The organism is Pseudoalteromonas sp. SCSIO 43088, assembly GCF_023650795.1.
In the GTDB taxonomy this organism is placed as follows: Bacteria; Pseudomonadota; Gammaproteobacteria; order Enterobacterales; family Alteromonadaceae; genus Pseudoalteromonas; species Pseudoalteromonas shioyasakiensis.
The window spans coordinates 857,813-871,168 of record NZ_CP072675.1 but is presented as its reverse complement, the minus strand read 5'-3'; the positions used below and the strand labels follow the sequence as shown (position 1 = coordinate 871,168).

16 protein-coding genes are annotated in these 13,356 nt (G+C 41.2%); 4 read left to right on the top strand and 12 right to left on the bottom strand.

The window, feature by feature from the left end:
* Positions 1-6: 6 nt before the first annotated feature.
* Genes J8Z28_RS04010 through J8Z28_RS03995 form a run of 4 tightly spaced genes read right to left on the bottom strand, consistent with a single transcriptional unit; the run spans position 7 to position 3,529 of the window.
* A complete protein-coding gene (locus J8Z28_RS04010) occupies positions 7-468 on the bottom strand; it encodes a response regulator (protein ID WP_054562693.1) in 462 nt (153 codons plus the stop codon).
* Entirely contained in the window at positions 468-1,946 is a 1,479-nt protein-coding gene (locus J8Z28_RS04005; RefSeq protein ID WP_250659946.1) for a sensor histidine kinase, read from the bottom strand. Before J8Z28_RS04005 ends, J8Z28_RS04010 begins: the two co-directional genes overlap by 1 nt.
* Positions 1,947-1,968: 22 nt before the next feature.
* Positions 1,969-2,178 (bottom strand): histidine kinase, encoded by a 210-nt coding sequence (locus J8Z28_RS04000; RefSeq protein WP_054562695.1) that lies wholly within the window; start codon positions 2,176-2,178, stop codon positions 1,969-1,971.
* A 10-nt stretch (positions 2,179-2,188) separates the two neighbouring features.
* The gene (locus J8Z28_RS03995; RefSeq protein ID WP_250659945.1) at positions 2,189-3,529 is read right to left on the bottom strand and encodes a sigma-54-dependent transcriptional regulator; all 1,341 of its coding nucleotides are present in this window, start codon (positions 3,527-3,529) and stop codon (positions 2,189-2,191) included.
* Between the two features lie 214 nt (positions 3,530-3,743).
* On the opposite strand from J8Z28_RS03995, the gene J8Z28_RS03990 reads away from it, so the two are divergent.
* On the top strand, positions 3,744-4,256 hold the full coding sequence (locus J8Z28_RS03990) for an NUDIX hydrolase (protein ID WP_250659944.1): 513 nt from the start codon (positions 3,744-3,746) through the stop codon (positions 4,254-4,256).
* Positions 4,257-4,337: 81 nt separating this feature from the next.
* Positions 4,338-4,871 (top strand): cytochrome b, encoded by a 534-nt coding sequence (locus J8Z28_RS03985; RefSeq protein WP_250659943.1) that lies wholly within the window; start codon positions 4,338-4,340, stop codon positions 4,869-4,871.
* A gap of 7 nt (positions 4,872-4,878) precedes the next feature.
* Here the strand turns inward: J8Z28_RS03985 and J8Z28_RS03980 are convergent, their stop codons facing one another.
* The 5 genes from J8Z28_RS03980 to J8Z28_RS03960 form a co-directional block, all read right to left on the bottom strand.
* Positions 4,879-5,373 (bottom strand): YgjV family protein, encoded by a 495-nt coding sequence (locus J8Z28_RS03980; RefSeq protein WP_054562699.1) that lies wholly within the window; start codon positions 5,371-5,373, stop codon positions 4,879-4,881.
* A gap of 49 nt (positions 5,374-5,422) precedes the next feature.
* Entirely contained in the window at positions 5,423-5,989 is a 567-nt protein-coding gene (locus tag J8Z28_RS03975) for a Crp/Fnr family transcriptional regulator (RefSeq protein ID WP_054562700.1), read from the bottom strand.
* The gene (locus J8Z28_RS03970) at positions 5,986-6,417 is read right to left on the bottom strand and encodes an NAD(P)H-dependent flavin oxidoreductase (protein ID WP_284693436.1); all 432 of its coding nucleotides are present in this window, start codon (positions 6,415-6,417) and stop codon (positions 5,986-5,988) included. The genes J8Z28_RS03975 and J8Z28_RS03970 overlap by 4 nt, the downstream gene beginning before the upstream one ends.
* Positions 6,418-6,520: 103 nt before the next feature.
* Positions 6,521-7,963, bottom strand: a complete 1,443-nt coding sequence (locus J8Z28_RS03965; protein ID WP_004589456.1) for an IS1182 family transposase — start codon at positions 7,961-7,963, stop codon at positions 6,521-6,523.
* A 125-nt stretch (positions 7,964-8,088) separates the two neighbouring features.
* A complete protein-coding gene (locus J8Z28_RS03960) occupies positions 8,089-8,730 on the bottom strand; it encodes an NAD(P)H-dependent flavin oxidoreductase (protein WP_350338385.1) in 642 nt (213 codons plus the stop codon).
* A gap of 165 nt (positions 8,731-8,895) precedes the next feature.
* On the opposite strand from J8Z28_RS03960, the gene J8Z28_RS03955 reads away from it, so the two are divergent.
* Positions 8,896-10,272, top strand: coding sequence for an NAD-dependent succinate-semialdehyde dehydrogenase (locus tag J8Z28_RS03955; RefSeq protein ID WP_055197707.1), 1,377 nt, complete (start codon positions 8,896-8,898; stop codon positions 10,270-10,272).
* Between the two features lie 63 nt (positions 10,273-10,335).
* Here the strand turns inward: J8Z28_RS03955 and J8Z28_RS03950 are convergent, their stop codons facing one another.
* The 3 genes from J8Z28_RS03950 to J8Z28_RS03940 form a co-directional block, all read right to left on the bottom strand.
* Positions 10,336-11,409, bottom strand: a complete 1,074-nt coding sequence (locus J8Z28_RS03950) for an endonuclease/exonuclease/phosphatase family protein (RefSeq protein WP_250659942.1) — start codon at positions 11,407-11,409, stop codon at positions 10,336-10,338.
* Between the two features lie 17 nt (positions 11,410-11,426).
* Complete coding sequence (locus J8Z28_RS03945) at positions 11,427-11,741, bottom strand: hypothetical protein (RefSeq protein WP_054562704.1); 315 nt, start codon at positions 11,739-11,741, stop codon at positions 11,427-11,429.
* 98 nt (positions 11,742-11,839) lie between these two features.
* Positions 11,840-12,274: a hypothetical protein gene (locus J8Z28_RS03940; protein ID WP_250659941.1), complete on the bottom strand. Its 435-nt coding sequence runs from the start codon at positions 12,272-12,274 to the stop codon at positions 11,840-11,842.
* 251 nt (positions 12,275-12,525) lie between these two features.
* On the opposite strand from J8Z28_RS03940, the gene rhlP reads away from it, so the two are divergent.
* On the top strand, positions 12,526-13,338 hold the full coding sequence (rhlP, locus tag J8Z28_RS03935; protein WP_250659940.1) for a rhombotarget lipoprotein: 813 nt from the start codon (positions 12,526-12,528) through the stop codon (positions 13,336-13,338).
* Positions 13,339-13,356: the final 18 nt, after the last annotated feature.

The window sequence follows — 13,356 nt, the reverse complement described above, 5'->3', positions numbered from 1 at the left end:
TTGGACTTAGTCGTTCTGCGAGGGTGGTAGCTCTACAAACTCTACCCAGTATTTCCCTAGTGTTTGCATTAACTCAACTAAACCTTCAAAAGTAACCGGTTTAGTGATGTATGATGCAGCGCCCAAGTCGTAGCCTTTAACCATATCTTCTTCTTGTTTTGATGTGGTTAAAATCACTACTGGAATACCCTTTAAGTTAGGGTTGGCTTTGATGGCTTGTAATGCTTCTCGGCCATCCATACGCGGCATATTTAAATCGAGTAAAATCAAGCCCGGACGAGGCGAGTTTTCTTTTTCACTAAATTTGCCTTTACGCTCAAGGTATTCAAGCAACTCTACACCGTCTTCAACAAAAAACAGCTCGTTCAATACACGGCTTTCGGCCAATGCATCTTGGGTTAATAAACGATCATCTTCGTCGTCATCAGCCATTAAAATGGTAATTGGTTTAACTTTATTAAGTGGCATTACGCCTCTCCTTGTAATGTGAAAAGCGATGCTTCCACGGGTAGTTTAAGGGTGAAGCTTGCACCCTCACCAACGCGACTGCTTGCGGTTATTTCTCCGCCATGACGCTCAACAATACGACGACAAACCGATAAACCTATGCCTGTACCTTTATATTGAGAACGACCATGCAGTCGCTGAAACGGAACAAATATTTTTTCAAGATACTCTTCAGAAAAGCCGATGCCGTTATCTGAAATGGTAATAACTTCCCACTCCACATCACTATTGTGAGCTTCGCTAAATTCTGACGTTCGCTGGTATATAATATCAATCACAGGCGCAACATTCTCACGTCTAAACTTCACCGCATTTGAAAGAATATTTAAGAACAATTGCAGCATTTGGCTTGGATCGGCTTGAATATGCGGTAAAGTATCAAGATTAACCGTAGTTTCAGATTCTTTTATCGCAATTTCAAGATCATCAAGAACTTCTGCAACAACTTCATTTAAATCAGTATCAGTAAAATCTTTACCACGGGTGGTTACGCGTGAGAACTCAAGCAGGTCATTGATTAAATTAGACATACGCTGAGCCGCATTTTTCATCCGGCTAATATAGTCGATGCCTTTTTCACCTAGTTCATCTTTGAACATCTTTTCAAGGCGGTCACTGAAGGCTTGGATCTTACGCAGTGGCTCTTGTAAATCATGACTTGCAACAAAAGCAAAGTCTTCAAGCTCTCTGTTTGAGCGGCTTAGCTCATCAGAATAGATAGTTAGCTCTTGCGTACGTTCTGCAACTTTTGCCGCTAGATTCTCGTTTTGATTTTCAAGCTCAGCTCTGTATTTAGCTTGGTTGCGTAAGTTGATACGTGTTAATACAAACATACCTATAATCAATAAGGTACTGGTCACAGCCGTAATAGCAAATGTAATCTTCGCTTCGTTTTTGATTTGCGAGAGCTTTGCAAACTGCTCTATCTTAAAGTTAAGCTCTCGCATTTGTATTTCATCAACTGCTGTACGAATATCTTTATATAGATCGCGACCTTGGTCTGTTAGTAACAAGCGGCGAGCCTTAACATCTTTATTCGCAAGTGCCAGATCAGTTGTTTTGGTCATTACCGCCACTTTGTCGTTTACCAAATGTATTAAACGAGCAATGCGGTCTGCTTGCCCTTCAATTTCTGAGTGCAAACTTTTCACAAGCATGATCTGCGCCTGCATTGAAGCGATTGCATCATTGTAAGGGAGTAAATAATCTTCTCGGTCACTAAGTAAATAACCACGCTGACCTGACTCAGCTTGCACCACAGATAAGTGCAAACGCTCAATCGCGGTGTTGAGCGAATTGGTGTTATCAAGACTACTTTGTGTTTCGGTGAGTGAGCGAATGCTATTAAGAGCTAAAAACGCATTAGCCACCACGATACAGAGCACCACAGCTATAAAGCCTGACCAATTGACCGCTATCTTTCCTTTTTGTTTTTGCATTTGCTTCCTAATCTATGAGTGCTTAATCTGCAGCGTGAGTGTCACTTATTTCTTGTAAGTGCTCACTACACTGCTGACAATTAGCTATTATTTTATTTAATGCCTCTAATGCTTTTTGTTTTGGCATATCATTTTCTAATACGAGCTTAACTAACTCTGCATTCATTGAGATACGGTTCAGCGGCGCACGGGCATCGTGCACCATTTTTCGTAAAGACTCGTTATTATTCATAGCTATCCTTTTATTTGTATTCGCCAATGCCTCCATAAGCATTTAAACGGTTATAAAGTGTTTTCGTACTGATCCCCAGCATTTGTGCTGCAATTGTCTTGTTACCTTGTACTTTATCTAAAGTAGCGTGGATCAATTCTTTTTCAACTTCTTCAATGGTTTGCCCTGCAACAACTTGGTTTGCTTGGCTCTCTTTATTCACTTTAGAAAATGGCGACTCTAGCGATTCAGGTAAAGTAACAGCTGTGCCTTTAGGGTCACTCATAATAAAGGCGCGGTGAATAGCGTGGCGAAGCTCACGCACGTTACCTGGCCAATCATGGGCTTCAAGCTCTTTGATTTGCACCGCTTGCCATTTAAAGTCGGTGCCGTTTTCTTCATTAAGCTGCTCTAAAAAGGCATTGGCAAGCAGTGGAATATCTTCTTTGCGCTCACGAAGCGGTGGAATATCAATGGGGAATACCGCTAAACGAAAGTAAATGTCTTCACGGATAACATTGTTTTGCGCAAGGTCGGTCAAGGTGCGGTTTGTTGCAGAAATAACACGGCAATTAACTGCTTGCTCTTTGGTACCCCCCACTCGAGTTACTTTTTTGCTTTCAAGCACGCGCAGTAAATTTGGCTGCATATCAATTGGCATTTCAGTTACTTCATCTAAAAATAAAGTACCACCAGCAGCTTGCTCAAACACCCCCTCTTTACGCGCAATCGCGCCTGTAAATGCGCCCTTTTCATGGCCAAAAAGCTCGCTACCAATCAGCTCTTTTGAAAATGCACCACAGTTAGTTGCCACTAAAGGGCCATCACACTCAGTGGCGTTGTGAATTGCCTGAGCAACCACTTCTTTACCAGCACCACTTTCACCCATCAACATTACATTGGCAGAAGTGGCCGCGACTCGTTCAATCATAGTGTAAAGCTTTTGCATCACCTCAGATTCACCTATTAGAGTGCCGAAGTGGCGTTTAATCGCTGGCGTTGCTTTTTTCTTAGGGGCTGCTTTTTTAGGGTTAAGTACACGCTCAATATCTTCACGTTGCAGTGGCTTAACTAGGTGGCCGACATTTGGCTCACACATTTCAGCCAACTTACCTTTTACTGAAGGGTGACCTGAAATTAACGTAACACGAGGCGATTGACCGATAGCTTTTAAGTGCTCTAGTAAATGAAGGCCGCTGCCATCTGGCAACATAAAATCTAAAAAGACATGATCAAACGTGTTGTTTTCAAACCATTGCTCAGCTTCAGCAAGATTCGCTGCGGTATTTATATTGTGTCCTAGGAACTCAACTATATGACAAACTACATCGCTAAATTCACTGTCATCATCAACTAAAAGTACGTTCAACATATTAATTTCCTAAGCTTTTTCTACCATTCTACGCAAAGTTTTTTCGAAAATAAAACTAAACGTTAGATACCTAAATAGTTCTTAATTCCAGTTATATTACCTTATTAGTTTCAATTTGGGGTAAGCATAATGAATTAAATGCGAAAAAAAGGTTATTATGGCACGTTCAATATTAAGCTAAGCTGTACTTGCATTAATTTAAAGTTGTAATCCTATGAAGTTATTAAGAAAAGTAATTCACCCAAGTTTAAGTAATGACTATGGAACGGTGTTCATTCGTCACACTGCCCGCGCCATTGTTTTAAAAGGTGAACAAATACTACTTTTATACACCGCCCGTTATGATGACTACAGCCTACCTGGTGGTGGCGTTGATGAAGGCGAAAGCATTGAGCAAGGGCTCCTGCGAGAGTTACATGAAGAAACGGGTGCACTACAAATTCAAATAAAGCAGCCATTAGGATTATACGAAGAAATCAGGCCTTGGTATAAAGACGACTTTGATTGTGTTCATATCAAGTCCTATTGCTACTTCTGTGAAATTAGCGATGAATTTGCAGACCCTAAAATGGAGCATTACGAAGTGCAAAATGGCATGCACCCTAAGTGGGTGAATATTTTTGATGCCATCGCACACAACGAAACCACCATGGCAATGAGTGAAAAACAGGGACTATCGATTCAGCGCGAGACCTTTTTATTAAAGCTCATTGCTGACATTCTTTAAGTTATTTTACATTACTTTACGCAACCATCAGATATTGTGGCAGTCTATATTTATAGTTAAAACCAATTATGAGAGTAAACCATGAGTAAAGTAGCCCCCCTTTCAAAGCCAACCATCCTTTTACATTGGACCGTTGCCATTTTGTTTATCGGCGTATTCGCGATGGGCATTTATGTTGCTGATTTTGCCGAGCCACCCGCTAAATTTACTTATATGGGTTGGCATAAATCAATGGGCTTAGTGGTATTAGTTTTTGCCATTGCAAGGCTTATTTGGCGTATTAAAGAAGGTGCATTACCCGCGACATCTGCAATGCCTAAATGGCAAACAGCGATTGCTCACCTCACTCATGGCTTATTATTACTTGCAACTCTAGCTATGCCGTTATCTGGTTTTATCATGAGCTATGCGGGTGGTCGTGCAATTAGCTTCTTTGAGTTTGAGCTATTGAGCGCACCAGAGAAAACACCTTGGCTTGCTGATGCAGGCAGCTTTGTGCATCACAGTTCAATGCTTATTATCGTGGTGATTTTAGCCTTACACATTGCCGCAGCACTTAAACACCAGTTTGTTGACAAAGATGGCATGCTTAGTCGCATGCTAGGTAAGTCTTAAATCAAATTTAAGCGGGCTTAGGGTGAGCATAAAAACGCCATAAGCCCACTAAATTACTTATTAAAAATACCGTTTCCATTACCACTGCTAGTGGTGAAAAAACCAAAGTGTTATGGGCTATCCAACCAATCGTGCCAACAATCATCAGTATGCGTAAGGTAAAATCTTTGCCTTGGAATGAAGCATAAGTTTGCAGTAACGTTGCCGACAGCGCGATAAAGCTAACCCAGCTTTGCCAAGTAAATAGTACTGCGCTAATACTCAAAAGCATAAAAGCTATCATCACCCAGGTTTTGCGGGCAAAAATACAATAGCCATAACGTAGTGCTGCAATCAGCATTAAGCTTGCTGCACTGAAGTTATCGAGCAGCATAAAGTGCACAGATGTCAGTAGAACCGAGCTAAACAAACAAGCTAAAATTGCCTGCCTTTGTTTAAACTGAAATGAAGCCAAATCGAGTAATGTGGCAATGGCAACTAAGCACTGAGATAAAATAAACATAACGACTCCTGAAAAATCAGCAGTGTAATGTTCACTATTTTGCTGCGCCTTAACTTAAGTTAAGACGCCGTCTAATTCGCGATAAAGAAATCGCAGAGATCCCTAAATACATAGCAACCTCGTTTAAACTCAGTTGTTCAAGCCAATGCGGCTTTTGTTCTAGTAAATATTGGTAACGCTGCTCGGGGGTATTGAGTAATAAAAACGCTTCTTTTGCTTCTTTAAACAATAATTGCTGACTAATTAACTGATGTTTAATTGCTTGCCAGTCGGCACTATCAAGTAAAGCCAAAGGCACCTTAATAAGCTCAGCATCACGTATTACTTTTAGCTGATAAAGCGCTGGGGTTTTAATTAACCAGTTACCATAAAGCAGTGCAAATTCATCTTGAAAGTAAAACTCTTTACACTTTTGCGTACCCTGCGAGGATGCATGAAATGCCCCAAGCACCCCAGATATAATTAAGTAACCTGCATCTTGTTCGTCGCCTTGCTGCAATAAAACATCACCTTTAGCGTACCGCTTTATAGCGCATTGCCCTGCAAGTTTGTTACGAAATTCACCGGCTAGCTGATGATAACTATCACCTAGTGGAAGTAACTGGGTATCAGTCAAGACTGCCAACCTTGCATTAGTAATTCAGTAATTTGCTGGGCGTTAACCCCTTCTCGAACCACAAAGCGCTCACCACACCAAAGCGGAGAAAAACCACTGTCGCCTTTAGTCTCTGCTTTTGCACGTAATGCCGTCATCGCAATCGATGCATATGGAAAGGGCGGCGCTTGCTCTGGCATCGCCCCTAACTCTTGCATCACTCTGTTGCGTATTCCTCGTGCTGGGCGACCAGAGAATAAGGTTGTCAATTCTGTTGAGTCTGGCTTAGCCGTTTTTAATACTTCACGATGTAAAGCACTTGTTGTCGCTTCTTCGCAAAGTAAAAAAGCGCTCCCCACCTGCACAGCAGATACACCTAATGCTTGGTACTGAGCTACATCTTCAGCTGAGCAAATTCCACCTGCTGCACAGACTGTGTGAAAACTAATTTTTAATAAATTGTCTTGGGTATGTTCTTAGTTTGAAACCATTTAAGATGGTTGCGATCGATTTTTTCTCAGTATCGCAATTTTCTCCGCGCGAGCGAAACTGCTATGGCAACGCTACTCTAATTGCTTTACTTAGGCCGTTAACTCCCATAATTGTTATCATTCTTCTGAAGTTGTAAGCTAGGACATGAAGACTTATTTCTGTCCCCACGCTTTTTAAACCTCGTGTTAGTAAGTGGGTAGCTCCCATCCAGAGTTTAATTGTGCCAAAGGGGTGCTCAACAGTTTGCTTGCGATGAAGCATCAATTCAGGTTCATTCTTTAGCTTTTGAAGCATTTCTTCTGTCAGAATCTCATGCACCCACCGCCTTATTCGCCTAGGGTCTTTTTTAGAGTTAGTGCACTGACTTCTTATTTTACAATCTCGACAAGCAATGTGATTGAAGTAAACATCAAGGTATTTACCTTGCTCAAATACCTGCATTCGATTTTGAAGTTCATTACCAGCGGGGCATAAGTAAATATCTTTATTTGCATCGTATTTGAAGAGTGAGCGGTTAAATATCCCTTTCTTTTCAGAGGACGATGTATCCGTCTTGGGCATGATTGGCTCTGCACCCAAATCGATAGTATCTTTTATATCGGGCTGACTGAAGTAACCTTTATCTGCTAATACCCTTATATCTTCCTTGCGCAATGCTTTTTGTGCGAGTTTTGTCATTGACGCAAGCTGGCCTCTATCTGGCACGTTGGTCACCTCATGCGCCACTATAAGGTGGTGCTTGGTATCAACCGCACTTTGCACGTTATAACTCACAACTCTTGTAAAACCTTGAGTTTTCATTAAACGTGAATCAGGATCAGTAGTGGATATTTGCTTGTCAGGATGAGCTTCAACTTGTTCTTTAATCTCGTGTAGTTTTTTTAACTGGCTGCGAAAGTCAGCTAGCCTATCTTTTGTGGCTTTAATTTTTGTGACGTTAGCTTGCTCTTTATCGGCTTCATCAAGTAATTCAAGGTAACGTTCAATATTCTTTTCGACTCGGTCGATGTGGAATTTAACTTTGCTTGGCGTAAAATTATTGCCTTTGTTGTTGCTAGCTTTAAACTTACTACCATCGATGGCAACAACTGGTTTCTCAAACATATTCAGACGACGGCAGACTTCAACAAACGTTTTGCACACATTTTTTATACCATCTCCGTTGTCTTTTCTAAAATCAGCAATCGTTTTAAAGTCGGGTGCCAACTTACCAAGTAGCCACATCAGTTCAATATTGCGTTGGCATTCGGTTTCTAATCGGCGGGATGATTGAATACGGTTGAGGTAACCATAAAGATACAGTTTTAATAATGTGGCTGGATGATACTTAGGGCGGCCTGTGGACTTTAAAGTTAACCCTTTAAACTCCAATTCAGCTAGATTTAGTTCCTCAATGAAAACATCAATCACTCTGACCGTATTATCTTCACTGACGTAGTCTTCCAACGATTCTGGAAATAACGTTGATTGGTCACGACTTTCACCGCTTATAAACTTTGACATACTGCCTCAACCCTCAACTGAATCAATAGTCTAATTATATAAATATCAGTATATTAAGTGAACTAAATGTATAGATTAATAGATCATAAGCAGAACATACTTAGACCAAAAGGTGATCAGAGTTTTCACACAGTCTGTGCAATAACCGGTATTTCAAGCTCTACACATTCTCGCACTAATTGCGCTGTGGTTGGTTGCAGCGATAAATCCATCGATAAAAAATGACCTCGGTGACCACCAGCTTCAATCCCTTGTGCAATAACCGCATCGGCACCATTTGCTTGTAACCAGCGCGCTTCGTCAAGCGTTGTGGCTGATGAAAGAACAGCCCCACCCCACGCTTTAATCTGAGAAACAATCTCTTTACTGGGCAGACCGAAGTGAAAACTCACAACAGCGGGCTTATAAGGCGCGATAAGATCGATCACTTGTTGATTAATTGGCTGGCGTGAAGCGTTACGGGTAAATTGTGAGGCATCGACAGCAAACTCATCAAAATAAGGCTCAAGCACATTATGCCAAGCTGTTTGCTGAGCCAGTGTATAGTCAGGTGTTTGATGGCAAAAGAAATTAAGGTTGTACGGCTTATCAGTATGCTGACTAATGTAATCAAGCTCTGAGGCAAGCTGCTCAGCCGAGAGCATAGCGCAAGGTAACGAACCAAGCCCCCCAGCTTCACACACAGCCACTGTCAGTTTGGCGTTTTGCACACCCGCCATTGGCGCTTGAATAATCGCAAGCTCGGTATTTAACACAGAATTTATCATTACGTATTCCTTGTAAGTTTTGCAGCCTGTTGCAGTTTTTACAGAAAAAGAGTGCCTAGCTAATATTAAGTTAAAATAAAAGGCAATTAAATCAGATAGCTAGGATATCGAAAATTAGGTATTAGCCTTGCAAACCTTTTCCTACAATTTTGTAAGGAGATAATGATGACTGATACTGTTACTACAATCAATCCAGCCAATGAGCAAACCTTAAATACGTATAATTTATTATCATTGCAACAAGCACAGAGTGAAGTTGACCAATGTCATCAAGCTTTTTTAAAGTGGCGCACAACATCCCATGAACAGCGCGCTAAGTTACTCAGTCAACTTGCACAAGTGATTGAGTCTAATCAACAAGAATTAGCGCAATTGATGACCGATGAAATGGGCAAGTTATATCAACAAGGTCTACAAGAAGTTGAATTATGCGCTGCAATTTGTCGCTATACCGCAGAACAAGGGCCAAAAGTGCTTGCTGATGAAAGCCGTGATATGCAAGACGGCCGTGCAATTATTAGCTACCAACCAATCGGTGTCGTTTTAGGTATCCAACCTTGGAACTTCCCGCTTTATCAAGTCATTCGCTACGCTTGCGCGAATATCATGGCGGGCAATACTACAGTGCTAAAACATGCTGGTAATGTATTTGGCATGGCTGAAAAAATTGAGCAGTTATTTACTCAAGCAGGCTTTGATGACTATTGCTTTAAAAACTTACTGATTGACGGAAAAACCGCAAGCAAACTGATTGAGCACTCAGCTATTCGAGGTGTGACGTTTACTGGTAGCGACGAAACAGGCAAAAAAGTTGCTGAGCTTGCAGGTAAACAGGTTAAGAAAACGGTACTTGAGCTTGGCAGTAACGATGCCTATGTTGTACTTGATGATGCTGACTTAAATACGGCGATTACCGCATGTACACAAGGGCGTTTGATCAATAACGGGCAAACCTGTGTTGCCGCAAAACGCTTTATTGTGGTTGATGCTTTATACGATGATTTTAAAGCCTTAATTAAAGATCAATTTGAACAAGTTGTTCTTGGTGACCCGAATGATGAAAAAACCACGCTCGGTCCAATGGCCCGTAAAGATTTGCGCGATAAACTTCATCAGCAAGTGACTGATTCAGTCAATGCAGGTGCGAGCATTGTTACTGGCGGTAAAGTTGCTGAGCACACAGGCTTTTATTACACCCCGACTCTACTTGAAAACATTAAACCGGGCATGCCCGCCTATGATGATGAATTATTTGGACCTGTAGCATCGCTTATCAGGGCAAAAGATAATGATGAGGCAATGCAAATTGCTAATGACTCTCGCTATGGTCTTGGTGGCGGTATTTTCTCAAAAGACGAACAAGCAGCTATTGAGCTTGCAAAGCATCATTTTGATACCGGTATGGTGAATATTAATGGTTATGGCCTTGCGCAACCGAACTTACCATTTGGTGGTGTAAAAGACAGTGGCTATGGCCGTGAACACGGCGGCTTTGGGCTACGTGAATTTGTTAATATCAAAACCATTATGGTCAACGACTAACCACAAAAAAAGGGCTCATTAGAGCCCTTTCTTATATCTAATTGTCCGCCCTGAATAAGGTTATCACTTGTTAAACATTGGCACTTGCTGCTTAGACGCTGCTGGCATTTTTAACTCATCCACTACTTTTTCTTTATCAATCTGCTCTTGTTGTTTTTGATTGTCAGAATCGGGGTTATAAACAAGTTCAGTAAGTAGTGCAAAATGATCTGAGCCATATTTTGCCAAACGCTCAATACGCTTAACGCTAAACTCATTACTATGAAAAAGGTGATCAAGCGGCCAGCGCATAAAGAAATAACTGGCATGAAACGTATTAAAAAAGCCGCGACCTTTACGTGGATCTAACAAACCACTGATACGCATAAACAAGCGGGTACTACGCGACCATGCAACATCATTTAGATCTCCTGCAACAATACAAGGTCGCTGTCTGTTTTTAAGTGCTTTAGCTAAAATTATCAGCTCAGTATCACGCGGTCGTGAGCTATCTTCTTCTGTGGGGCTCGGGGGAGCAGGATGAATAAAGTGCCCTTGTACTTCTACGCCATCTGCATCTTCAAACAAAATATGAATTGAGGGGATGTCGCTTTCTATAAGCTCACAAACTTGCTGTTGTTTAATTTTAAACTTGCTGTACAAGTGCATGCCATAACGATTATCTTTTGGGCAGTAGACACGATATGGGTACTCTTTTTCTAAACTGCTCAGTTTATTTTGCCAAGTTTGATCAGACTCTAACGTAATGAGGAAATCAGGTTGGTGAGTTTTGACTAAGCCAATTAGTTTGGCATATTCGGTGTTCGACATCAGTACATTTGCCGACATAATACGAATACTGTGCTTATCGCTTTTATTGCTTGAGGCAACTTCCTTATTAGCTAGTCTTGTGTAAGGATAAATCCAGCCAACTTGTAAAAGCAGCACGATGATACTCGCCAGAGCACAACCAATATAAAGCATTGATCCCGTACGACTGATTAAATAGCTTGCAGCAATTAAACTCGCACAAGCAAGGTAAACCACTTGCAAGCGTACAAAGTCACAACTGCGAATTAAATAATGTTGGGAATATGAAAATGGCAAGATTGAGACCACTAGCAGCATGGCCAATAGTGAACTCAATCCATAAGTCATGATCGATTCAAGCAAAATTAGCGACTCAAAATAGAAATAATTTCTCGGGTATCTTCCACTAAACGCACGACAGTATCGTCTACTTGAATTGAAATTAGACCATCTCTGTCTCGTGATTTAATCACTTTACCGCGGCGGTAAATATCACGGTCAAGAATATCGCCTTTGCGTAATTTCTTCTGCCAACCGGGTGGTAAATCACCACCATTATCAAGTTTCTTTTCAAGGCCAGGTGGCAGACTTTTACCTTTGTCCTTATCCTTGTCTTTTGCAAGTGCGCCAGCCGTCACTAGGCTTAAACCAATCACTGCAACTGTTAACAATGCTTTCATACGAGTGCTCCTTTTGTTAGTCCTAGTTAAGCGTAGCAAGTTTTTCTGAACTGGGTATGAAACAGCTAAAAAAAGCCGCTAAGCGGCTTTTGACAGGATTAACGATGGCGAGTAACGATTGATAAAATCTCTCGCGTATCGTGTACTAGATGAATAAGGCGGTCATCGATTTCGATGGCAATAATGCCATTTCGGTCGCGACGTTTAATCACTCGACCATGGCGATATATATCTCGGTCAAGAATATCACCATGGTGATAACGCTTATACCAACCTGGTGGTAAGCCACCACCATGCCCTACTTTTTTGTATAAACCGGGTGGTAAATCACGGTAGCTGTAATGGTCGTATCTATCGTAACGATCATATCTGTCATGATGGTGATGTTTGTGGTGTTTTTTATGCTTTTTATGCTTTTTACGTTCGTGCTTATGTTCGTATCTATCATGGTCACGATCATGTTTCGCGTTTGCTTCCATAGGTATCAAACTCAAACCTAAAACGGCAACTGAGATAGTAATTAATTTATTCATAATAGAGACCCTCAACGTTTGCTCTTGGTAAAAAGCCTAACGTTTTAGCCTGAATCATAGATGAAGGGTTACAATTTAAAAACGTAACTATTTACATATCAATACATTAGAAAGCCAATCTTTACATTTCTTTAAACTACTTTGGCACTATTTACGAAAAATCGAGTCTGAGTTACAGTTCCGTTTGGGGCGTCTGTCGTTATATTTGCAACAGAAACAAACGCTTCCTCACTACATAATAAGGATAATTTATGAATGTACTAAAATGGTGTTTGGTCATTAGCATTACTGCACTAACGGGTTGTAGTGCCATGATGAGCCAATATGGCAATCAAAAAACGCAATCAAGTTCATTGGTTGAGTACCTTTACCCAGACCAGCAAGACAGAGCGGCACACCAAGCAACGATCCCAACTTTAAACTTACCTGCTACTGTTGGGATTGCCTTTATTCCTAACAAGTACAATGATGGCTTACACCACGGTGACGAAGTGGCACTGCTGAACAAAGTTAAAAAGCAGTTTATGCAATATGACTATATTGACCGCATTGAAGTGATCCCAAGTACTTATTTAAAAGGCGGCGAAGGATTTACCGCATTAGAGCAAGTATCACGATTATATGATGTGGATATTATGGCCCTTGTTTCGTACGACCAAGTGTCGCAAAGCTTAGAAAATAACGCCGCTTTTTTATATCTAACGATTGTTGGTTTATATGTGATTCCGGGCAGTGAAAACTCAGTACAAACCTTTGTAGATACAGCCGTATTTGATATAAAAAGCCGAAAAATGCTGTTTCGCGCTCCAGGTATACATAAAGCAGAGCAACGCAGCACAGCGATTGGCATCGATGAAGTCGCTAAAGAGCAATCGCTGGCAAGCTTTAATGGCGCTGTTGATGACATGATCACAAATCTAGATACTGAATTGGCGCAATTTAAAACCCGCGTTAAAGAAGAAAAAGTAGCTAATGTCACGCACAGAAACGGCAGTAGCGGCAGTAGCTTGTTCTGGTTAGTTGCAGCACTGGCTGGTTTTGCCGTACATCGCCGTAGCGCATAACAGACAAAGTTATTAATC

What these genes read in the sequence shown, in the direction of transcription:
- rhlP (WP_250659940.1), top strand. Translation starts at nt 12,526, where the DNA reads ATGAATGTACTAAAATGGTGTTTGGTCATTAGCATTACTGCACTAACG.
- J8Z28_RS03965 (WP_004589456.1), bottom strand. Translation starts at nt 7,963, where the DNA reads ATGTCAAAGTTTATAAGCGGTGAAAGTCGTGACCAATCAACGTTATTT.
- J8Z28_RS03960 (WP_350338385.1), bottom strand. Translation starts at nt 8,730, where the DNA reads ATGATAAATTCTGTGTTAAATACCGAGCTTGCGATTATTCAAGCGCCA.
- J8Z28_RS03945 (WP_054562704.1), bottom strand. Translation starts at nt 11,741, where the DNA reads ATGAAAGCATTGTTAACAGTTGCAGTGATTGGTTTAAGCCTAGTGACG.
- J8Z28_RS03940 (WP_250659941.1), bottom strand. Translation starts at nt 12,274, where the DNA reads ATGAATAAATTAATTACTATCTCAGTTGCCGTTTTAGGTTTGAGTTTG.
- J8Z28_RS03995 (WP_250659945.1), bottom strand. Translation starts at nt 3,529, where the DNA reads ATGTTGAACGTACTTTTAGTTGATGATGACAGTGAATTTAGCGATGTA.
- J8Z28_RS03980 (WP_054562699.1), bottom strand. Translation starts at nt 5,373, where the DNA reads ATGTTTATTTTATCTCAGTGCTTAGTTGCCATTGCCACATTACTCGAT.
- J8Z28_RS04000 (WP_054562695.1), bottom strand. Translation starts at nt 2,178, where the DNA reads ATGAATAATAACGAGTCTTTACGAAAAATGGTGCACGATGCCCGTGCG.
- J8Z28_RS03985 (WP_250659943.1), top strand. Translation starts at nt 4,338, where the DNA reads ATGAGTAAAGTAGCCCCCCTTTCAAAGCCAACCATCCTTTTACATTGG.
- J8Z28_RS03990 (WP_250659944.1), top strand. Translation starts at nt 3,744, where the DNA reads ATGAAGTTATTAAGAAAAGTAATTCACCCAAGTTTAAGTAATGACTAT.
- J8Z28_RS03950 (WP_250659942.1), bottom strand. Translation starts at nt 11,409, where the DNA reads ATGACTTATGGATTGAGTTCACTATTGGCCATGCTGCTAGTGGTCTCA.
- J8Z28_RS03955 (WP_055197707.1), top strand. Translation starts at nt 8,896, where the DNA reads ATGACTGATACTGTTACTACAATCAATCCAGCCAATGAGCAAACCTTA.
- J8Z28_RS04005 (WP_250659946.1), bottom strand. Translation starts at nt 1,946, where the DNA reads ATGCAAAAACAAAAAGGAAAGATAGCGGTCAATTGGTCAGGCTTTATA.
- J8Z28_RS04010 (WP_054562693.1), bottom strand. Translation starts at nt 468, where the DNA reads ATGCCACTTAATAAAGTTAAACCAATTACCATTTTAATGGCTGATGAC.